The organism is Streptomyces sp. NPDC001348, assembly GCF_053597535.1.
In genome coordinates, this window is sequence record NZ_JBSFIK010000040.1 from 60,220 (window position 1) to 81,175 (window position 20,956).

General features: G+C 68.0%; 13 protein-coding genes. 3 read left to right on the plus strand and 10 right to left on the minus strand.

The window, feature by feature from the left end:
* Positions 1–19 precede the first annotated feature (19 nt).
* The 5 genes from ACWC21_RS32375 to ACWC21_RS32395 are packed head-to-tail and all read right to left on the minus strand — an operon-like array spanning position 20 to position 9,624.
* Positions 20–2,050: a PQQ-dependent sugar dehydrogenase gene (locus ACWC21_RS32375; RefSeq protein ID WP_450887010.1), complete on the minus strand. Its 2,031-nt coding sequence runs from the start codon at positions 2,048–2,050 to the stop codon at positions 20–22.
* Positions 2,051–2,061: 11 nt separating this feature from the next.
* Complete coding sequence (locus ACWC21_RS32380; RefSeq protein WP_450887012.1) at positions 2,062–4,311, minus strand: alpha-galactosidase; 2,250 nt, start codon at positions 4,309–4,311, stop codon at positions 2,062–2,064.
* Complete coding sequence (locus ACWC21_RS32385; protein WP_450887014.1) at positions 4,308–7,544, minus strand: glycosyl hydrolase family 28 protein; 3,237 nt, start codon at positions 7,542–7,544, stop codon at positions 4,308–4,310. Before ACWC21_RS32385 ends, ACWC21_RS32380 begins: the two co-directional genes overlap by 4 nt.
* Positions 7,545–7,556: 12 nt before the next feature.
* Entirely contained in the window at positions 7,557–8,339 is a 783-nt protein-coding gene (locus tag ACWC21_RS32390; protein WP_450887015.1) for a heparin lyase I family protein, read from the minus strand.
* A 4-nt stretch (positions 8,340–8,343) separates the two neighbouring features.
* A complete protein-coding gene (locus ACWC21_RS32395) occupies positions 8,344–9,624 on the minus strand; it encodes a glycoside hydrolase family 88/105 protein (RefSeq protein WP_450887017.1) in 1,281 nt (426 codons plus the stop codon).
* 398 nt (positions 9,625–10,022) lie between these two features.
* Here ACWC21_RS32395 and ACWC21_RS32400 point away from each other — a divergent pair, with 398 nt between their 5' ends.
* Positions 10,023–10,859: an aldo/keto reductase gene (locus ACWC21_RS32400; RefSeq protein WP_450887019.1), complete on the plus strand. Its 837-nt coding sequence runs from the start codon at positions 10,023–10,025 to the stop codon at positions 10,857–10,859.
* Between the two features lie 77 nt (positions 10,860–10,936).
* On the opposite strand, the gene ACWC21_RS32405 is transcribed toward ACWC21_RS32400, so the two are convergent.
* The gene (locus tag ACWC21_RS32405) at positions 10,937–11,548 is read right to left on the minus strand and encodes a hypothetical protein (protein ID WP_450887021.1); all 612 of its coding nucleotides are present in this window, start codon (positions 11,546–11,548) and stop codon (positions 10,937–10,939) included.
* 196 nt (positions 11,549–11,744) lie between these two features.
* On the opposite strand from ACWC21_RS32405, the gene ACWC21_RS32410 reads away from it, so the two are divergent.
* Entirely contained in the window at positions 11,745–12,443 is a 699-nt protein-coding gene (locus ACWC21_RS32410; RefSeq protein WP_450887022.1) for a glycoside hydrolase family 75 protein, read from the plus strand.
* Between the two features lie 62 nt (positions 12,444–12,505).
* Here ACWC21_RS32410 and ACWC21_RS32415 read toward each other — a convergent pair whose 3' ends face one another.
* From ACWC21_RS32415 to ACWC21_RS32430, 4 genes are all read right to left on the minus strand, one after another.
* Positions 12,506–13,207 carry an SDR family oxidoreductase gene (locus ACWC21_RS32415; RefSeq protein WP_450887023.1) on the minus strand — a complete coding sequence of 234 codons (702 nt, stop codon included), beginning with the start codon at positions 13,205–13,207 and terminating at the stop codon, positions 12,506–12,508.
* 71 nt (positions 13,208–13,278) lie between these two features.
* Positions 13,279–14,190, minus strand: a complete 912-nt coding sequence (locus ACWC21_RS32420; RefSeq protein ID WP_450887024.1) for a class I SAM-dependent methyltransferase — start codon at positions 14,188–14,190, stop codon at positions 13,279–13,281.
* A 245-nt stretch (positions 14,191–14,435) separates the two neighbouring features.
* Positions 14,436–16,166 carry a glycoside hydrolase family 6 protein gene (locus ACWC21_RS32425; RefSeq protein WP_450887025.1) on the minus strand — a complete coding sequence of 577 codons (1,731 nt, stop codon included), beginning with the start codon at positions 16,164–16,166 and terminating at the stop codon, positions 14,436–14,438.
* A 113-nt stretch (positions 16,167–16,279) separates the two neighbouring features.
* Entirely contained in the window at positions 16,280–17,752 is a 1,473-nt protein-coding gene (locus ACWC21_RS32430; RefSeq protein ID WP_450887027.1) for a cellulase family glycosylhydrolase, read from the minus strand.
* Positions 17,753–18,004: 252 nt separating this feature from the next.
* On the opposite strand from ACWC21_RS32430, the gene ACWC21_RS32435 reads away from it, so the two are divergent.
* Positions 18,005–20,920 carry a glycoside hydrolase family 48 protein gene (locus tag ACWC21_RS32435; protein ID WP_450887029.1) on the plus strand — a complete coding sequence of 972 codons (2,916 nt, stop codon included), beginning with the start codon at positions 18,005–18,007 and terminating at the stop codon, positions 20,918–20,920.
* The last annotated feature ends 36 nt before the right edge of the window (positions 20,921–20,956 follow it).

A 20,956-nucleotide genomic window follows, 5' to 3' on the forward strand; every position in this document is an offset into this window, starting at 1 on the left:
GGCGGTCGTCCGGTGGCGGTCAGCCGATCGTCACGCGGAACAGCTGGTCGGAGCCGTCCGCCGCCCCTCCGTTGTTGTCGCAGTTGGTGGTCGACAGCCACAACTGGTCGGTGCCCGGCACCTTGGTGACGGTACGCAGACGACCGTAGGTGCCGACGTAGTAGGCCGTCGGCGTGCCGACGCTCTCGTTGTCGCCGTTGATCGGGATGCGCCACAGCCGTTCGCCGCGCAGGGATGCCATGTAGATCACGTTGCGGACGATGGCGATGCCGCTCGGGGAGGCTTCCGAGACGTTCCAGGTCGCCTTGGGGTTGGTCATGCCGGACACGCTGCAACTGCCCTCGCAGGTCGGCCAGCCGTAGTTGGCGCCCGGCTTGATCAGGTTCAGTTCGTCCTTGGAGCTGTTGCCGAACTCCGCCTCCCACAGCCGTCCGCTGCGGTCGAAGGCGAGGCCCTGCGGGTTGCGGTGGCCGTAGGAGTAGACGTAGTTGCCGAACGGGTTGCCGGGGGCCGGTTTGCCGTCCGTCGTCATCCGGAGGATCTTGCCGTTGAGTGAGTCCTTGTCCTGCGCGAGGTCGGGCGTCTGGGCCTCGCCGGTGGAGACGTACAGGTACCCGTCGGGACCGAAGGCGAGGCGGCCGCCGTTGTGGTAGCGGTTCTTCTTGATGCCCTGCAGCAGGATCTTGTAGTCGCTGAGCTTCGTGCCGTCGTAGGTCATGCGGACGACCCGGTTGCCCTCGGACGCGGTGTGCATGAAGTAGACGTAGTGGTTGCTCTCCCACTTGGGGTCGACGGCCACGCCGAGGAGACCGCCTTCGCCGTTCGTCGTCACCGCGTTGGGAACCGTCCCGACCTGCGTCTTCGTACCGTCCTTCGCGACCTTCCAGACCCGGAAGTCGTCCCGCTCGGTCACCAGCGCGGTCTTGCCGTCGGGCATCCAGTAGGTGCCCCACGGGATGGTCCAGCCGGTGGAGAGGGTGGCGATCGAGGACGGGACGCCACCGTCGGTGGCGCAGGCCTTGGTGGTGAAGGTGACCGTGTTGCTCGGCGCCGACACGTTGCCGGCCGCGTCGCGGGCCACCACGTTCAGACTGTACGGGCTGTCGCAGGCGAGCCCGGTCAGCGTGGTCGACGTACCGCTGGTCACCGACTTGTAGACGGTGGTGTCGCTGCGCACGTCGTATGCCACGACCGCCTTGTCGTCCGTCGATGCGCCCCAGGTCAGATCGGCGCTGTTCGCGGTGACGCCGGACGCCGAGAGGGTGCCCGGTGCGGTCGGCGGGGTGGTGTCCGAGCTCGGCTTGGTGGTGCAGTCGACGACCGGGCTGGCCGAAGAGGTGTTCCCGGCCGCGTCGCGTGCGATGACGGTGAGGTTGTAGGTGGTGTTGGGCGTGAGTCCGGTCAGCGCCTTCGACGTCGAGGTCCCCGGAGCTTCGCTGATCTTGTTGCCGTGCTCGTAGATGTCGTAGGCCGTCACGCCCACGTTGTCCGTCGAGGCGCCCCAGGTCAGGGTGAGGCCGTTCTCGCCGACGTCCGAGCAGCTGGGCTGGCCGGGCCGGGCGGGCGCCTGGGTGTCGGCGGCGGCGTCCACGCCGATGCGGTCCAGGTTCGGGCCGCCGTTGTCGGTGGTCGCGGTCGCGCGGATCTTGTTGGTGCCCGCGGTCAGCGGGACGTCGACGGTCTTGGTGACCCAGGTGTTCCAGTCGGCGGTGGCCGGGAAGGAGACCCCGGAGCGGACGACCGTGCCGCCCACGGATATGTCCATCGGCCGGTCGGTGGAGGTCCCGTTGGCGTACCGGAACGTCACCGCCGAGGTGCCGGCGGAGGCCGCGTTCACCGTGAACTCCACGTAGGAGCCCGTGATGTTGGTGTAGTCGACGAAGCCGGTGCCCGTGTAGCCGGTGTGATTGGTCGCCACGGCACCCTGGGAGATCAGGGCGTCCTCGGCCTGGTAGTCGGTCGCCGCCTGCGCGGTGCCCGCGGCGAGGCCGGCCAGGGGCAGCGCGAGGGCCAGGGAGAGGCCCCACGGCAGAACTCTCTTCAGACGCATGGTGGTTCCCCTCAGCCCGTGTACTGGGCGAAGACCTTGAGGTAGTCGTACGGCTGCTGCGACACGCCGCTGCAGGCGTCCCCGTCGCCGCCCGAGCCGCAGGCGCGATCCCGGTTGACGGACCAGTAGGTGAGGCGCCCGATGTGGTGCTGCTGGGCGTAGGCGAGCATCGTCTTGAAGTCGGAGGTACGGACGCGCTCCCCCGAGTCGTCCGTCCTGCCGTTCATCGACGACAGCCCTATGTGCGCGTAGGCGGTGGCGTCGCTGTAGCCGTACGCCGACTTGACCTTCGCCTTGAGACCTTCCATCGCCTGGGTGGTCAGAGTGCCCATGTTGCTGGTGCCGCCGCCGAAGTCGAACGGCATGACGCACCAGACGTCGTTCGCCAGGCCCGAGTTCGCGGCTCGCTTGATCATGTCGGCGCCGGTGGAGTCGGGTCCGCCGGTCGTCGTGCCGAAGGTGATGATGGTCTTCAGGCCGGGGTTGTCGGACTTCACCGTCTTCAGCGCGTCGACCACCCGCTGCCGCACGGTGGCGTTCGACCACTCGGTGTTCTCGATGTCGATGTCGAGCGCCTTCAGCTTGTAGGCGTTGATCACCTTCTGGTACGCGCCGGCCAGCGCTGAGGCGCTGGAACACTTTTCGCCGAGTTTGTTCCCGCTCCAGCCGCCGACGGAGACGACCACGTCCCCGCCGGCCGATCGGATGGCGTTGATGGTGGACTGGTCACTGCCGCCGGTCAGCGCGCGCGTGCCGTCCCACTTGGGGTTGCAGGTGCCGTCGGAGAGGACGAAGGCCAGCGTGAACCACTTGACGCCGGTAGCGGACATCACCGACGTGGGGCTCGGCGGGCTGCCCCAGCCGAGGTACTCGTAGGGGGCGACCGCCATGCCCGCTGAGGCCGCCGCGGTCTTGAGGGAGCTCACCGGTTTCACCCGGATCAGCCGTGTCTCACCGGGTCGCAGTGTCGCGCTGTAGGAGTCCTGGACGACGCCCTTGTGGGAGCCGGACCAGAGGTCCGTGACGTCACCGGAGCCGCTGAAGCCGACCTGCGACCAGTTCACACCGACGGTGCTGTTGCCGGACGTGCCGGTGTTGAACAGCGCGACGACGTAGCTCCCGTCCTTCTCCTTCTTGCTCCACACCTGCTGGACACCGCTGTTCACGATCCGCTTGGCGGCGACCCCGTCCTGGTCGACACCGATCAGCCGGTCGTTGGTCAGCATCGTCTTGTCGACGGAGTCGAGGTGGGTGAGGTCGGTCCCGAGCAGCAGCGGGGCCGCCGCCATCGCCCACAGCGTGAAGTGCGAGCGGCGCTGGTCGGCCGTGAGGCCCACCTGGTCGCCGTTGCCGATCTCCAGCGAGTCCAGGTCGTTCCAGCCGCCCGGTCCGGCGTACGGCTGCCAGGACGCGGCGGAGTCGAAACGCTTGGAGACGTGCGACCAGTCGGTCAGCGGGTAGCCACTGCCGTTGTCGCCGGGCCCGCAGTAGCACTCGACGTCACCCTGGGTGCGCCAGCTGTTGGCCAGTTGCTTCCAGGTGGCGGCGTTGGCGATGGGAAGGTTGTTGGACAGCGCGAAGTTGATGGGCCGTCCGGTGGTCCGCAGCGCCTTGTCCCAGGCCTGGACGTCGGGGATGTCCGCGCTGCCCACGCCGTCGATCTTCAGGTAGTCCACTCCCCAGGAAGCGAACTGCTCGGCCCAGGAGTTGACGAACTCCTGGGCGCCCGGCTTGGAGTAGTCGATGTAGTACATGTTCTTGCAGTTGTAGTTCTTCTCGGTCCTGGACGTGTCCGCGATGTCCTTCGCGTGGTACGGCGTGCCCTCGATCGGCGTGTTCTTGGTCACGGCGTTCTTCGCGATGCCGGGCGTGACGTAGAAGCCGAACTTCAGCCCCTTGGAGTGGACGTAGTCCGCCACCGCTTTGATGCCGTCCGGGAACTTGGCCGTGTCGGCGGTCCAGCGGCCGTAGCCGTCCACCACGAAGCCGTTCGAGTCGCACTTCTGCCAGAAGTCGTCGAGGTTGACGTAGACGAAGCCGTGGTCCTTCAGGCCGCTGGAGACCAGCGCGTCGGCCTGGGCCTCGATCTTCGCCGCCGTCGGTGACCGGCGTACGAAGCTCCAGCTGCTCCAGCCCATGGCGGGGCGGACCGACTGGCCGTTGTCGGACGCGGCCGCCGGGTGGGCGGTGGTGAGCAGCGGTATCACCGGGGCGATCAACAGGATGGCGGCCGCGGCCACCAGTGCTCTGACGCGGGTCATGACTGTCCCCCGTTCGCGGGTGTGGCGTATGCGGTGCCGATCCATGCCTCGTCGATCCGCAGCCGCTTGTAGCGGGTGGTGTCGGTCGACGCGGCCCAGGTGGTGTCCACTTCGAGGCGTACGTAGCGGGCGTTCGCCGCGGTCAGGTCGATGCCCTGGATACCGCGGCGGCTCGGGAGCTGCCCCGTCTTCACCGCGCTGCCCCAGGTCGTGCCGTCGTTGCTGAGGAACACCTTGTAGTCCTTGATGCGGGCGGACTGCTCGGTGTCGGAGCGGGCGTAGGCGACGGAGTCCTCGCGCTGGTTGAGCCCGATGTACTGCACCTTCTTCGCCGATCCCAGGTCGAAGGTGAGGGTGACCGGCAGGGTCTTGTCGCTGTCCCAGTAGGTGAGGTAGTCGCCGTCGCCGGCGGCCGAGCCGGTGTGTCCGCTCGCGGACGCGCTCGCGGTGACCTTGACGCCCGAGAGGATGCCCTGGCGTCCGGCGGCCGTGACCTTGAAGACCGTGTCGTACGGGTCCCAGTCGGCGAGCCCGTTCAGGGTGAGCACACCGCCGGACTGCGACCAGGAGACCGCCTTGCCCGTGCGGAGGTCGGTGACGGACGCGATGCGGTAGCCGTTGTCGCGGATCCGCAGGGTGCTGGTGCTGGGCGGTGTCAGGACGTGCACGTACTGCCGGTTCGGGTCGTCCTTGGCGATGGTCGTCACGCCGTACGCGCCGTCGTTCCAGGCGCCGGGCTTGAGGCCGCCGTACATGTAGCCGCCGCCCTCGGTGCCGTGCAGTGACTCCCAGATGGGGTCGAGGTAGGAGTCCGCGAAGTTGTTGAAGGATGCCTGATTGGACGGGAACTTGCCGTTGACCTGGGCTGTCTCGGCCATCAGCGCCTTGACCGAGGAGCCGGCGTTGGTGATCAGCCGGCCGAGGGTGAGCATACGGTCGACGGTGGGATTGGATCCGTCGTACCACCAGGCGCCGGTAGAGGGCAGCTTGAAGTCGGCCTCGGTCAGCCGGGGCTGTGCGGTGTATACCGCCTGCGGGTAATCGTATGCAGGCGACATCCCCGTCTTCTGCTCATTGCTGATCATGTCCATGATCGGCGTGTCTTCGTTGTTGTTGCTGAGTGTGTAGTTCGGGCGCTTGTCGTAGATCTGCTGGTAGAGGTTGTGGCTCTCCCAGTAGGAGTTGTCGTTGTCGATCCAGAACCCACCGAGGTCGGGATAGCGGTCCATGACCTCGAAGAAGTTGTCGTAGCTGAACTGGCCGAAGCCGTCGTTCGTGGTCAGGTCCACGTTCTTGCCCTTGTAGGCGGAGTACGCGGCCGAGTCGAGCCACTCGTGGCCGCCCTCGTCGTGCCACTGCGGGTCGTTGGTCATGTAGAGGATGACCTTCATGCCCTTGGCCTTCGCGGCGTTGATCAGCTCACCGAGGAAGTCCCGCCTGGTGGAGCAGGATCCGGGGATCTTCGACGGCCAGGGGCGGGCGTAGCCGAGACGGCTGTGGAAGGTGGCGAGGACGAGGTACTGCGTGTGCAGTTTCTGCGCCTCGTTCACCCAGTAGTCGGGGCTCCAGCCCCCGTTGGTGACGTCGTTCTCCCAGGCCGAGCAGTTGGTGTGGGCCGGTGCGGTGCGCAGGCCCCAGTGCAGGAACAGGCCGCCGACGGAGGCGCGGAGGAAGTCCTGACGGGGGTTCTGCAGGTCGAGCGGCTTGACCGCCGTACTGCCGCAGTCCTGGTTGCCCGAGACCCGCAGGGCGCCGCCGGACGTGTTGTGGCTGTCCGTCAGGCAGCCACCGGTGACGTCCTGGAAGCCCACGTCGAAGGGTGAGCCGCTGCCCTTCTGCGCGGTGAACCGGGTGAGCCGGATACCGCCGGACGCGTTGGCGATGAACGCGGGCCGGCCGTCGTCCGAGGCGAACTTCACCGAGCTGTCGGTGAACCGGACGTTGTCGGCATTGTGCAGGTACCAGCCGTAGGCGGGCCGGGTGCCGATGCTCTTCGGGTTGTAGTCGGTCGAGTCGTTGCTCGGCACGCCGGTGGACATGGTGTCGTTGCCGCCGGGGACGGTGATGTTGACGTTGGTGAAGGTCACACCGTTGATGCGGTGCCCGGTCTCGCCCCACAGGGTCGGACTGAAGGAGGGGCTGTTGCCGGTGGCGGTGATGTCGTCGTACGTGACGTTGCTGATCGATCCGACGCCGGGACTGTTGCCGCAGCGTTTGCGGGTGCCGATCTTCTGCATGATCGGCGAGTGGACGTCGGTCATCGTGATGTCGCGGTAGTGGACGTCGGAGATCTTCGAGCCGTCCATCGAGACCATGCCGAGGCCGGACTTGTCGGCGCCGTCGATACGGATGTTCTCGAACTGGTAGTCCGAGAAGTCGCCGCAGGTCTCCGAGCCGAACATCAGGGCGTTGCAGCACTTGGCCCCGAGGGTCGAACCACTCACCCGCACATGCCCGTTGGGCAGCTTGGCGCCGAGCGCGTAGTCGCTCTTGAACACCAGCGCGTCGTCGTTCGCGTGGATGGTGGCGTTGGTGATCGTGGCGTTGGTGGTGGAGATGACGTTCCAGCCGTCGCGGTCGCTCGCCGTGTCGATGGTCAGATGGTCCGAGGTCACGTCGGTGCAGCCGTTGACGAGGGCCGCGAAGTGGCCGCCACGGCGCAGGGTGAGGCCGTCACCGATCCTGAGCCCGTCGCACCGGGTCAGCGAGATGATCTTGTCGGCCTCGCCGGACTTCGGGTTGCCGGTGATCAGGTTGCCGGCGCCGTCGATGACACCCTGGCCGACGAAGCCGATGTCGGTCAGCCTGTCGCCGTAGATCATCGCGTCGTGGAAGTGACTGTGCCCGTAGTCCTGGTAGGCGTCGTACGGGTTCGACTCGGCCTTGTCGTAGGTGTCGGCGCTGGAGCCCTGGAGGGTGGCACCCTTGTCGAGCTGGAGCGTCACATGGCTCTTCATGTGAAGGGTGTTCTTGGACTTGTAGGTGCCGGAGGGGAAGCGGACGGTGCCGCCGCCCGCGGCGTTGGCCGCCGTGATCGCCCTGTCGATGGCCGGGCTGTCGTTGCTGGAACCGTCGCCCTTGGCGCCGTAGTCGCGCACGTTGTACTCGGCGGCGGCGCGCGGGACGCCCCGCGGGGCGGCGAGGGCCGCGGGATGGGCGAGACCGAGGACGACGGCCACGACGAAGAGGACGACGGCCGCCGCTCGGCGGCGCGGGTCAGTGGGAGGTGTCATGGGGGCGGCTCCTCACCCGAGTTGGTAGCCGCGGAGGTTGGTGAGCAGGAGGTAGGTGTCCTGCAGGGACCCGGAGGTGTCGCCGAGGGAACGGTAGATGCCCCACTTCGGGCGCACGCGGTCGGCAAGGAAGGTGTCGACGCCGGTCTTCGACTTGTCGATGACGGTCGAGCCGCCGGACTTGAGGATCCAGCGGACGGAGCCGGCCGAGCCGTCGCCGACCTTGATCTGGAAGTCGACGTCGGTCCACTTGTCGTGCAGCGGGTCGAGATCGGTGCGGCCGATGAGGGTGCCGGAGATGGGCAGGGTCAGCTCGATGGTCTGCTTGCCGCTCACCCGGCGCAGCGACTGCGTGACGATCGGGGAGGAACCGGCTCCGGGCTGCTTCATCTGCATGATGTGGGTGAAGGTGGTGGTCGCCTTCAGCGAGCTCGGGATGTACATCGAGTAGGTGACCCGCCAGGTCTGGCCCTCGTTCCACTTGAGGTAGCTGCTGGAGCTGGTGCGCAGCCCCGTGACCTCCTGGCGCTGGCGGTCGGTCGAGGTGTCCCGGTCCACCATGTGCATGTTGAAGCGCCAGTTGTTGCCCGTGGCGAAGATGTGCGGATGCCCCGCGGGGTGCGAGTCGGCGCGGTCGTCCTCGATCGTCTCGAAGGCGCCGAGGCCGTCGCTGCTCGCGGAGGGGGCCCACTTCTGCTGCCAGGAGGCGGCGTGGGCGGTGGCGGGAAGACCCAGGGTCGCCCCGGCCGCGCCCGCGACCGCCGCGCCCAGCACAGCTCTTCTGGATGTGCTCATGACACTAATCACCTCGCAGTTGCTCGTTCATGATCAGGAAGGCCCCGAGGCCGTGGAAGTCGTTGGTGGCCCGCTCACGTCCGACGTAGTACGCGTAGTCGCCGACGTTGGTGCCGATGGAGATGTCGGCGAGGTTGGTGCGGCCGTCGGCTCCGACCGAGAGGTTCGCCAGCACACCCTGGTAGCCGCGCCGGGCCACGGCCGCGTAGTGCGGATCGATGTATCCCCGCTGAGCACCGCGCGAGAGCGCGTAGGTGAACATGCTGGAGCAGGAGGTCTCGGTCCAGTTGTCCTCGCGGCCGCCCTTGTCCATGACCTGGAACCAGCGTCCGGTCCCCGGGTCCTGGTACTTCTCCAGACCGGCCGCCAACCGCTGGAAGATGTCGAGGAGTTGCGCACGACGGGGATGCTTCGCGGGGATCGTGTCCAGCACGTTGACGATCGCCATCGAGTACCAGCCGACCGCACGGCACCAGTGCTCCGGTGCGAGCCCCGACTGCGGGTCCGCCCAGCTCGCGGTCTTCGACTCGTCGTAGGCGTGCCTGAGCAGTCCGTTCGCCACCTGCAGATGGCTTCCGTAGACGTACAGCTGCTTGGCGGCCTCGTCGTTCGCGTACGCGCTGTCCTGGAACTCCTTGCCGTACTCGACGAGGAACGGGTTCACCATGTAGACGCCGTCCGCCCAGAGTTGGTGCGCCCGTGAGTCGGTGTCGGCGTGCCAGAAGCCGCCGTCACCGGTGCGGGGGTAGGTGTTCAGACGGTCGCGGATCTTCTGGGCGGCCTTGCGGTAGCGGTCCTGGCCCGTCTCGTGGTGCAGGATCACCAGCAGACGGCCGGCCTGCATGCTGTCCAGGCTGTTGAACGACTGGCCGATCGAGCCGTCGCTCTTCACGAACCGGTCGACGTATTCCTTGATGTAGGCGAGGTAGCGGGCGTCGTGCGTGCGGCGGTAGGTGAGGTACTGGCCGTAGAGGTACAGGCCGACCGGGTACGACCAGCCGCCGATCGTGGTCGGGGTGTAGCGGGCCATGGTCGAGTCGACGACGGCCGTGGACCAGTCACGCGCGGCGGACGGGCGGCTCGCGGCCGCCGCGGGTCTCGTCACGGCCACGGAACCCGGTGCGACCGCGGAGCTGGGCGTGGCCGCGGAGCTGGGCGTGGCCGCCGGCAGTGCGGCCAGGGTGACGGTGGCCGCCGCGGCGGCCGTGATCACCGCCCGAAGGCGTCGGCGTCCCCCGTGGGGGCGGGCACGGCGGCCGTCGCCTTCGAGAGGGGTCTCCACCATGTGCTGACCAGGGCTTTGCGAGACCTTTTCATCCGATGTCTGCAGAATCGGAGCTTCCGTCTGAGGGGTCTTCGGCAGGGGCTCGTTCATGCCTGCGTACCTGCTTTCCCGAGGGCGGGGCTTCGCTCGAGCGCTTATGAGCCCAGTAAAGAGGGGGAGTTCACATGGATGTACCGGGTTCATCGATGCGTTCGGTAGCGCGAACCAGATTCCCGGGAGGACAGGTTCTGGTCAATGGTCCGGACCGATGAGGTCGGATGCATTTCCGGCCATTCTCCGGCGACCATGGCTGACTCGTCGCTCAGTACCGCCGGATTCGGCGGTCAGGAATACATCGCGGCCCGTGATCGTTGACGATGGGAAGTACCACCTGTCGACAACCGAAGGATCAAGAGCTCGTGAGCAGCAAGGTCCCCCCGATCATCCTCAACAACGGCGTCGAGATGCCCCAGCTGGGCTTCGGCGTCTGGCAGGTGCCGGACGACGAGGCCGAGAAGGCGGTCGGCACGGCGCTCGAGGCCGGGTACCGCAGCATCGACACAGCGGCGATCTACGGCAACGAAGAAGGCACCGGCAAGGCGATCGCCGCCTCCGGCCTGCCCCGCGAGGACATCTTCGTCACCACCAAGCTCTGGAACAGCGATCAGGGGTACGACTCCACCCTCCGCGCGTTCGACACCTCGTTGTCCAAGCTGGGGCTGGAGTACGTCGACCTGTACCTGATCCACTGGCCGCGGCCGGCCCGCGGCCAGTACGTGGACACCTACAAGGCGTTCGAGAAGTTGCTGGCCGACGGCCGTGTCCGGGCCATCGGCGTCTCCAACTTCCTGCCGGAGCACCTCGAGCACCTGCTCGCACAGACGTCGGTCGTCCCGACCGTGAACCAGATCGAGCTGCACCCGCACCTGCAGCAGCAGGCGGCCCGCGAGTACCACGCCGAGCAGGGCATCGCCACCGAGGCCTGGTCACCGCTGGGGCAGGGCAAGGGCCTGCTGGAGGTGCCGGCGATCGTGGCCATCGCCCGCAAGCACGACCGCACCCCGGCCCAGGTCGTGCTGCGCTGGCACCTCCAGCTCGGCAACATCGTGATCCCCAAGTCCGTTACGCCGTCCCGGATCAAGGAGAACATCGAGGTGTTCGACTTCAGCCTGGACACCGAGGACCTGGCGGCGATCAGCGCGCTGAACGAGGACATGCGCCTGGGTCCCGACCCGGCCACCGCGGACTTCGGCTGACATCCGCACCGCGACACGCGTCCGCCCCCGCCGTGCGGCGGGGGCGGACGCGTGTCGGGACCTCGTGCGGCGACGTGTCACCCGACCCGTGCGTCCGCGTGGACGACCTCGAACTCCTCCAGTCCGGTCACGGTCACGTGCGACTTGGCCGCTCCCTCGTGCCGGGCCGCTGCCTGGCCCGCACGGGAGGCGGCCAGTGACTCACGGTCGGTGAACAGCGCCCCGGTCATACCCCGTCCTCGCTCACGGTCGATGAACAGGGCCGCCCTGGCCAGCCCCGCCATGGTCTCCAGCCGGGGCACGACCGACGTCCGGAACGTGTCGGCGAGCAGGTCCGCGTCGGCGGGTTCGAACTCCAGCCGGGTGACGCGCAGTCCGCCGCCCACTCGCGGCTGTCGCACCCCTCGGAAGCCCGCCACCTCGTAGTTGTCGACGGCGAGCGTCCCGGCAAACGAACCCAGCAGGGCACGGCGTCGCTCACGCATCACCTCGTCGCTGTTCCGTCGGGCCTCCTCCGACTCCCACCAGCTCACCGCCAGCAGCTTGCCCAGCTCACGGTCCACGAAGACGCCCGCCCCGCGGTATCCCGGCCGCTCTTCCAGCAGGTCCCTGCCCTGCGTGTTCAGAGCCCTGATCGCCGTGTCGGTCTTCGCGGGATCGCCGGTCGCGTAGATGCTGCGTACGAACATGGCCCGTCGCCTCCAGGGAGCCGTACACGCATCCGGAATTCCGGACAACGCCAGTCTTGCCCCGCGAGCACGGGGCCGCAATCAGAGAGGGCCGCGTCCGAGTTCACCTCCACAGGGGTTGACGGGGACATGCGGCCGGGGCCACTTTGTACGGCACCCGAGTAAGGAAACTTTCCTAACAGAAGGGCCCCCCACCGTGCGCCTTCGAACACTGACCCTCGCCGCGGCTTCCGGAGCCGCCCTGCTGGCCGCCGGAGTGCTTCCCGCGAACGCCTCCGGCGCCACCACCGCCCCGACGTCCGCCCAGGAGGGCTCGGTCAGCGCGGCCGACCTGCTCGCCAAGGTGAAGTCCTGTTCACAGATCTCCAACGGCAAGTACAAGACCGACGACGAGACGTCGGCCACGATCCCCGTGTGCGGCAAGAACGGCGCGGTGTTCTGGAAGGCCGACATGGACGTCGACTGCGACGGCCAGCGCACCACCAACTGCAACGAGAACCGCGACCCCTGGTACCAGGACGACACCGCCTTCCACCAGTCCGACGGCAAGCCGCTCAAGGCCGAGACGCTGCCCTACGTCGTCGTACCCAGCTCCAGCAGCATCTGGAACTACTCCAGCGCCGGCATCAAGGGCGGCGGCGTGGTCGCCGTCGTCTACAACAACAAGGTCGAGTACGCGGTCGTCGGCGACACCGGACCCACGAAGATCATCGGTGAGGCCTCGTACGCCACCGCCAAGGCACTGGGCATCGACCCCGACCCCGCGACCGGCGGCGCCGACTCCGGGGTGACGTACATCCTGTTCAAGAACTCCAAGGTGTCCCCCATCGAGAGCCACAGCGCGGCGGTGACCCTCGGGGACCAGCTGGCGAAGCAGTTCCTCGCCAACAACTGAGCCGGGGAGGGGAGGCGGGCCCGGTGCCCCGGCACGGTCGCGGCACCGGGCCCTCGGGGGCGTCAGTTGGGCTGCCCCATCGGCCTTACGACCACGGTGTTGACGTCGACACCGGCGGGCCGGCGGATCGCCCACACCACCGAGTCGGCGATCTGGTCGGCGGTGAGAAGCCGGCCCGGCGGAAGGCTGCCGTTGCCGTCCCAGAAGGGCGTCTCCACCCGGCCCGGGGCGATCAGCGTGACGCCGACCCCGTATTCGGTGACCTGCCGGCGGGTGTTCTCGGCGAGGCCGGTCACCGCCCACTTGGTCGCCCCGTAGAGGTTGCCGGGTGTGTTCACGAATCCGGCGACGCTGCCGATGAGGACGATCCGTCCGCGGGTCTCCTTCAGTGCGTCGATCGAGGCGCGGACGAGCAGTGCGGGGCCGAGGACGTTGGTGAGCACCATCTCGGTCCAGCCCGCGGGGTCGCCCTCGGCGACGGAGTCGTGGGTGGCGTGGCCGGCGTTGGCGACGACCGTGTCCAGTCGGCCGAACGCCTTGAGTGTGCGGTCGACCGCCGACTGTATGTCCTCGTACACGGCCGCGTTGCCGGTGAACGTCAGCAGACCCTCAGGGTTGCCGAGGCCCTCGGCGAACTCCCGCAGCCTGCGCTCGCCGCGCCCGGTGACGGCCACCCGGTGCCCGGCGTCCAGCAGCTGTCGGGCGACGGCGGCGCCGATGCCGCTGCCACCGCCGGTGATGAGCGCGACCGGAGTGTCGGTCATGGTTACCCCCTGTGTCTCGTGTGTACGCCGGGGAGTCCATCATGTGGAGCGCTCTCGAAGTCAAGCACCGCCTAGGCGGGCCGTACGGCCGTGTGCACGGTGTACGCCCCCAGCACGAACACGTCCGCACGCCGGTGCACGCTCGCCGGGTCCGCCGGATCGAGGAGCCGGTCCAGCGTGCGGCGGTCGTCGGCGTCCAGACCGTCGGCCGCCGCATCGCGGATCCGGGTGAGATACGCGGCGACGTAGGCGCGGGCCCGGTCGGAAACCGGCGCCGGCAGGTCGAGCAGGAAACTGCGGGTGCGGGTGTGCTTCAGGCCCGCCGCGGTCAGCAGGGCCGGCCAGTCCTCGGCCTCGGCGACGGAGCCGGGCAGGCCGGCCCGCATGCGCGTGAACCAATCGGCCTCCACGACGTCGAGGCGTGCCTGCAGTCCCGGCCGGCCGATGCCGATGTCCCGCGGCAGGAAACGGGAGGGCAGGCCGCCCTCGAGCAGGGCCAGAGTGCCGCCGGGCACCAGGCGGTCCGCGAACGCGGTGAGGGCGGCGCGCTGGTCACCGAGGTGGTGCAGGCTCCGGCTCGCCCACAGCAGATCGGCCGGATACTCCAACTGGTCGAGCACCCCGGGGAGTTCACCGGCCAGGGTGGCGAAGCGGTCGGCGACACCTTGCCGGGCGGCCCGGGCGCGAGCCCGTTCCAGGAGCGGCTCACTGGCGTCCACGGCCACGACCCGCGCGCCCGGGAACGTCTCGGCGAACAGGCAGGACACGACTCCGGGCCCGCTGCCGGCGTCGACGATCAGACCGGGCTCCGTCACTTCCCTGGCCAGCCAGGCCATGGCCCGCTCGTGGACCGGAACGAACAGCTCCGCCTGGGTCTCCAGGTGTGGGGCCATCTCGGCCCAGTCGACATCGGTGTGCTCGTGGCCGTGCTGGTGCTGGTGCTGGTGCTGGTGCTGGTGGTGATGCTGGTGCTGGTGCGCCATGGAGGTCAGCCTCTCTTCCTGATGCGACCAGCGTGCGCCGACGTACCGCATCCGGGCCAGGAATGTTGCCGCGGCGGCAAAACGGAGTGCGGCGAGAGCAACGTCGCCCCGGCCCGCATCCGGGTCGGGGCGCAGCTGGGCGTGTCTCCTTGCCGAGGCCGCACGGGCGGCGGTGAAATGCGCGATCCGCCGGGGCCAGTCCCTCGAACGGGACTGGCCCCGGCGGATCACCGGTCACGCAGGGGTCATGAAAGGGGCGGGTAGGCGTTCTGCATCAGCTGCTGGAACTCGGCGGAGAACCAGTGCCCGGACAGCGGTGCGTTGGGCAGGGCGCCCGTCATGTTGTTGTTGTTGCGCGGGTTGCCCGTGTACGTCGGGTCGCACATGCGGTCGAAGCCCTTGCCCTCGTCGTTGGGGATGGCGCTGCTGGCGCCGTCGGACTCGCCCGGGGGCTTCATCCACACGTAGGCGTCGATTCCCGGAGCCGGGTTGGCCTGCGGACGCTCGCCGAGACCGGCGCCGGACTGGTTGCACCAGTTGCCGACGTGGATGCGGCGGTCGTAGCGGCCGCCGTTGACGTAGGCGTCCACGCTGGTCTGCGGGCCGGGACCGGCCGGGCGGGCGGTTCCGCCCCAGCCGTTGCGGGAGGTGTCGATGAGCATGCCGATGTTGGAGTTGAAGCCGACGGACACCGCCTGGTTGCGGAAGGCCTGGGCGTAGGACAGCTCGTCGACGTAGCGGTTCCAGTCGACCCACTTGGACTGGCGTACGGAGGTGCCGTTCACCGTGTCGTTGATGGTGAAGTTGTTCTCCTTCAGGGCGCTGTAGTTGGCCGTGTTGGTGATGAAGCCCTGTACATCGTCGACAGTCGCCCCGTTGCTGGTCGCCACCTGCTTGAACAGGGTCGCGGTCGGGCCGAAGTTGTCGTCCCAGCCGAGCCAGCCGTGGTGGCCCGCGTCGAGGTAGTTGTAGACGTTGGGGATGGCGCCGAGCTTGGCCAGGGCGTAGCTGACGCCCTTCTGGTAGTTGCCGTTGGCGAGCATGGTGTCGCAGGCGGGGGTGGCGGTGGCCTTGCTGCCGGTGTTGGTGATGAGGTTGGGCAGCGAGTCGAGCTCGATGGTGTTGACGATCCTGAGCGAGGCGTACTTGGGGTCGGCGAGGATCGCGGCGATCGGGTCGATGAACTGCGTCTTGTACTTGTCGATGTCGGTCGGGCCGAGTTCGCCGTTGGAGGCGAGGGCGGAGCAGTCACGGCCGGGCAGGTCGTAGATGACGAGCTGGATGACCTCTTGGTTGCTGCCCTTCTGGGCGAGGGCGGCGTCCAGGTGGGCGCGCAGGCCCATGTGGCCGTTCGCGCCGTTGATCGCAGCGATGCGGTCCAGCCAGACGCCGGTGGGCTGGTTGGAGACGCGGCTGCCGCCCGGTTCGGCGGCCGCGTTGGCCGACCACTCCGGGTTCACGTACACCTTGGCGCCGGCGTACGGATTGTCGACACGGCTGCCGGTTCCGCCGCCCCCGTTGTTGCCACCGCCCCCGTTGTCGCCGCCGCCGCCGTCGTCCACGTTGCAGGTGACGCCGTCCAGGGTGAAGGTGGCCGGGACGGCGTTGCTGCCGCTGTAGGTGCCGTTGAAGCCGAAGCTGACCGATCCTCCGGCCGCCAGGCTGCCGTTGTAGGTCTCGTTGTTCGCGGTGACGGTGGTGCCGCTCTGGGTGATCCTGGCGTTCCAGCCGCTGGTGACCTTCTGGTTGCCGGCGTAGGACCACTTGACGGCCCAACTGGACTTCGCGGCTCCGTTGTTGGTGACCGTCACGGCGGTGGTGAAGCCGGTGTCCCACTGGTTCTGCACCTTGTAGTCGACGGTGCAGGGGATGGCGGAGATACCGGCGCCCGTGGACGGGACGGACGCGTACGCCGTCCCGGAGGTGCCGGCGAGGAACGCCAGGGCGGCGAACATCGCTGTTCTGGTACGACTCATGAGTGCGGGTTTCCTTCTGACGTCACGGGAGTTGCGGAGGTCGTGCTTGTTGCCGGACTTGCGGACTCACGGACTTGCGGACTCACGGACTTGCGGACTCACGGACTTGCGGCTTACGGGTTGACGGCGCGCAGGTGGTCGCGCAGGCCGGCGCCGTACGCGGTGGGCGTGCCGTCGTAGCTGGAGATCAGGGACGGCCCGGAGGAGCAGTCCCAGGTGTTCCAGGTCCAGCCCAGATAGGACAGGTCGTGGTCGTCGAACCACTTCATGACCTGGTCGACGAACCCGTGCGAGCAGGTGTTCTCGCCGATCTCACCCGCCACCAGCGGCACTTTTTGTGCCACGGGGGCCAGGGTGGAGTTCCAGCAGCTCTCGCCGGAGCAGGTGTTGAAGTTGTAGACGTGGAAGGCGGCGGCCAGATTTCCGGTGGGGTCGGTGGGTTTGTACGTCAGCCACTGGCTGAGGTCGTTGGAGTAGGCGAGTCCGCCGGCCAGGATCACGTTCTTGGCGCCGGTCGACCGTATGGAGTCCACGAGATCCTGCATGCCGGCGACCTGGTACGAGATGCCGGAGCAGGTGCCGCCGTCCTTCCAGCACTGCCAGGCCTGGGCGGTGGTGGAGGTCGCCCGGTCCGGATAGGGCTCGTTGAACAGATCGAAGGCCACCGCCTGGTCGTCCTTGAAGGTGCCGGCCACGGAGGACCAGAACGACGGGGTGTACTGCATGTCGGGCATCGGCTTCTGGCAGGTGGCGTGCACGTCGGAGCAGCCGGCCGAGTTGCCCGTGTACTGGCCGTAGGTCCAGTGCAGTTCGACGATCGGCGTCATTCCGTGCGCCTCGACGCGGGCCACCAGGTCCTTGACGGCTTTGACGTAGTTGGTGCCCGCGTACTCCGGCTTGACGTTCGAAAGGCCGAGCCAGCACTCCTCGTTCAGGGGGATGCGGACCGCGTTGGCCTTCCAGTCGGCGATCGCCTTGATCGCCGCGTCGTCGACGGGACCGTCCCAGATGCCCCGGCCCTGGACGCACATGAACTCACCGCCGGAGCGGTTCACGCCCAGCAGCCGGCGCGTCCTGCCGCCTGCGTCGACGAGCTTGTTGCCCAGGACGTGCAGGGCGGGGGCCGTGCCCGTCGCCGGGGGCGGGTCGGTCGGTGTGGGGGTCGGCTCCGTGTCGACGTTGCAGGTCGTCCCGTTGAGCTTGAAGGCCGTCGGTACGCCGTTGGTCCCCGACCGGGAGGCGAGGAACCCGGCGCTGACGGCGGCGCCGGTGCCGAGCGAACCGTTCCAGCTCTCGCCGGCGGCGGTCACGGTGGTGCCGGACTGGGACCATTTGGCGTTCCAGCCCTGAGTGACCTTCTGGCCGTTCGCGAAGTCGAAGGTGAGGCTCCAACTGCTCAGCGCGGCGCTGTTGTTGGTGATCGTCACAGCACCCTGGAACCCGTTGTCCCACTGGCTGGTGACGGAATAGTCCACCGTGCAGGCAGGGGTGGCTCCCTGTGCCGTGACCACCGGCACGAGCACGCTCCCGGCGAGCGCGACCGCACCGGCGACACCTAAAAGTACTGAACGCGGGGGGTGTCGCATGAGCGACTCCTTGCAGCTCGGGCGCATCGTGACGGACGCGTCGACTGACCGGAACCGCTCCCACTGGTGCGAAGGAAGGTAGCGCCAAGCGTCGGCAAAGGACAGGGGAGCCGCTTCAATTTTCTTCGACCGACGCATCGAATCTTTTCGACTCTTCAAGCATCTTGACCGTCCTCACCCCCATCCTCACTATGGGAGCGCTCCCACTGGTTCAAGCCTTGACATTTCCGAGCCGCAAGGAGGAACCAGCACATGCATCTCCCACGGAGGCGCACAGCAGTGCGCCGGTTGTGGACGGCCGTTGTCGCGGCGCTGGCCCTTCCTGTGTCGATGCTCGCCGCGGGGACGACTCCCGCGCACGCGGCGGCACTTCAGTGCAGCGTCGACTACAAGACCAACGACTGGGGCTCCGGCTTCACCGCCGATCTGACCATCACCAACCGCGGCACGGACACGATCAACGGCTGGACGCTGACCTACGCCTATTCGGGCAACCAGAAGCTCTCCAACGGCTGGAACGGCACCTGGTCGCAGTCGGGTCAGTCGGTGAGCGTGAAGGACGCCGGGTACAACGCGAAGATCGCCGCCGGCGCGGCCGTGAGCACCGGGGCACAGTTCACCTACAGCGGCACCAACACCGCTCCCACCTCTTTCGCGGTCAACGGCACGACCTGCGCGGGCGCGCATCAGCCGCCCGTCACCGTGCTGACCAGCCCCGCCGCGGGCGCGGTCTACAGCCAGGGTGACGCGGTACCGCTGGCCGCGACCGCGGCGGCCGCCGACAACGCGACCATCAGCAAGGTGGAGTTCTACGACGACACCACTCTGCTGGGCACGGACACCAGCGCGCCCTACTCGCTCTCGGCCTCTGGCTTGACCGTGGGCAGTCATTCGCTGGTGGCCAAGGCGTACGACAGTCTGGGCGCCTCCGCCGAGTCGACGCCGGTCGGCATCACGGTCGCCTCCGGTCCCGCCGTGGTGGCCTCACCCACGCAACTGGGCGTTCAGCAGGGCAAGACGGGCACCTTCTCGGTGAAGCTGTCGACGCAGCCGAGCGCCAACGTGACGGTGAGCGTGGCCCGCACGGGCGGCAACACCGGCCTCAGCGTGACCGGTGGCTCGTCCCTGACCTTCACACCGTCCAACTGGAACACCGCGCAGACGGTGACCGTCACCGCCGACTCGTCGGGCACGGGGGCGGCGACCTTCACCGCCTCGGCGACGGGTCTCACCAAGGCGACGGTGACCGTGACGGAGCTGGCGGGGTCGAAGGCGTACGACGCCCGCTTCCTGGACCTGTACGGGAAGATCACCAACCCGGCGAACGGCTACTTCTCCCCCGAGGGCATTCCCTACCACTCGGTGGAGACGCTGATCGTCGAGGCTCCGGACCAGGGGCACGAGACCACGTCGGAGGCCTACAGCTACCTTCTGTGGCTGCAGGCGATGTACGGCAAGGTCACCGGTGACTGGTCGAAGTTCAACGGCGCCTGGGACGTGATGGAGAAGTACATGATCCCGACCCACGCCGACCAGCCGACCAACTCCTTCTACAACGCCTCGAAGCCGGCGACGTACGCACCCGAACTCGACACGCCGAACGAGTATCCGGCGAAGCTGGACACGTCGGTACCGGTCGGGTCGGATCCGATCGCCGGTGAGCTGAAGAGCGCATACGGTACGGACGACGTCTACGGTATGCACTGGCTGCAGGACGTCGACAACGTCTATGGCTACGGCAACGAGCCCGGCAAGTGCGAGGCCGGCCCGACGGCCACCGGACCGTCGTACATCAACACCTTCCAGCGCGGCCCGCAGGAGTCGGTCTGGGAGACGGTCCCGCAGCCGACCTGCGACGCCTTCAAGTACGGCGGCAAGAACGGTTACCTGGACCTGTTCACCGGCGACTCGTCCTACTCCAAGCAGTGGAAGTTCACGGACGCCCCGGACGCCGACGCGCGCGCGGTGCAGGCGGCGTACTGGGCGGACGTCTGGGCGAAGGCGCAGGGCAAGGGCAGCGATGTGTCGGCCACCGTCGGCAAGGCGGCGAAGATGGGCGACTACCTGCGGTATGCGATGTACGACAAGTACTTCAAGAAGATCGGCAACTGTGTGGGGGCATCCTCCTGCCCGGCCGGCACCGGCAAGGACGCCTCGGACTACCTGCTGTCCTGGTACTACGCGTGGGGCGGCGCGACCGACACCAACGCGGGCTGGGCCTGGCGCATCGGATCGAGCCATGTGCACGGCGGCTACCAGAACCCCCTCGCGGCGTACGCGCTCAGTTCCTACGCCGACCTGAAGCCGAAGTCGGCGACGGGTGCGACGGACTGGGGCAAGTCGCTGCAGCGGCAGCTGGAGTTCTACCAGTGGCTGCAGTCGTCCGAGGGCGCCATCGCGGGCGGTGCGACCAACAGCTGGCAGGGCCGGTACGCGACACCGCCGGCGGGCACGTCGACCTTCTACGGCATGTACTACGACTGGGAGCCCGTCTACCACGACCCGCCGTCCAACCAGTGGTTCGGCTTCCAGGCGTGGTCGATGGAGCGGGTGGCCGAGTACTACCAGCAGACGGGGAACACCACCGCCAAGGCGATCCTCGACAAGTGGGTCAAGTGGGCGCTGTCCAAGACCACGATCAACCCGGACGGCACCTATCAGATTCCGTCCACCCTCCAGTGGTCGGGCCAGCCCGACACCTGGAACGCCTCCTCCCCCGGCTCCAACAGCGGCCTGCACGTCACCGTCGCCGACTACACCAACGACGTCGGCGTGGCTGCCGCGTACGCCAAGACTCTGACGTACTACGCCGCCAAGTCCGGTGACGCGACGGCGAAGTCGACGGCGAAGGCGCTGCTGGACGGTATGTGGAACAACTACCAGGACAGCCTGGGCATCGCCGTCCCGGAGACCCGGACCGACTACAGCCGCTTCGGCGACAGCGTCTACGTGCCGAACGGCTTCAGCGGCAAGATGCCGAACGGTGACGTGATCTCCTCGTCCTCGACGTTCATCTCGCTGCGGTCCTTCTACAAGAACGACCCGGCCTGGTCGAAGATCGAGGCCTACCTCAAGGGCGGCGCCGCGCCCGTCTTCACGTACCACCGGTTCTGGGCCCAGGCGGACATCGCCATGGCCATGGGTTCGTACGCGGAGCTCCTCGAATAGTCCCCGCTACCGCTCCGTGTACGCCGGACCGGGCGG

Coding starts and splice junctions, on each gene's coding strand:
- ACWC21_RS32375 (WP_450887010.1), bottom strand. CDS start 2,050: ATGCGTCTGAAGAGAGTTCTGCCGTGGGGCCTCTCCCTGGCCCTCGCG.
- ACWC21_RS32380 (WP_450887012.1), bottom strand. CDS start 4,311: ATGACCCGCGTCAGAGCACTGGTGGCCGCGGCCGCCATCCTGTTGATC.
- ACWC21_RS32385 (WP_450887014.1), bottom strand. CDS start 7,544: ATGACACCTCCCACTGACCCGCGCCGCCGAGCGGCGGCCGTCGTCCTC.
- ACWC21_RS32390 (WP_450887015.1), bottom strand. CDS start 8,339: ATGAGCACATCCAGAAGAGCTGTGCTGGGCGCGGCGGTCGCGGGCGCG.
- ACWC21_RS32395 (WP_450887017.1), bottom strand. CDS start 9,624: ATGGTGGAGACCCCTCTCGAAGGCGACGGCCGCCGTGCCCGCCCCCAC.
- ACWC21_RS32405 (WP_450887021.1), bottom strand. CDS start 11,548: ATGTTCGTACGCAGCATCTACGCGACCGGCGATCCCGCGAAGACCGAC.
- ACWC21_RS32415 (WP_450887023.1), bottom strand. CDS start 13,207: ATGACCGACACTCCGGTCGCGCTCATCACCGGCGGTGGCAGCGGCATC.
- ACWC21_RS32420 (WP_450887024.1), bottom strand. CDS start 14,190: ATGGCGCACCAGCACCAGCATCACCACCAGCACCAGCACCAGCACCAG.
- ACWC21_RS32425 (WP_450887025.1), bottom strand. CDS start 16,166: ATGAGTCGTACCAGAACAGCGATGTTCGCCGCCCTGGCGTTCCTCGCC.
- ACWC21_RS32430 (WP_450887027.1), bottom strand. CDS start 17,752: ATGCGACACCCCCCGCGTTCAGTACTTTTAGGTGTCGCCGGTGCGGTC.
- ACWC21_RS32435 (WP_450887029.1), top strand. CDS start 18,005: ATGCATCTCCCACGGAGGCGCACAGCAGTGCGCCGGTTGTGGACGGCC.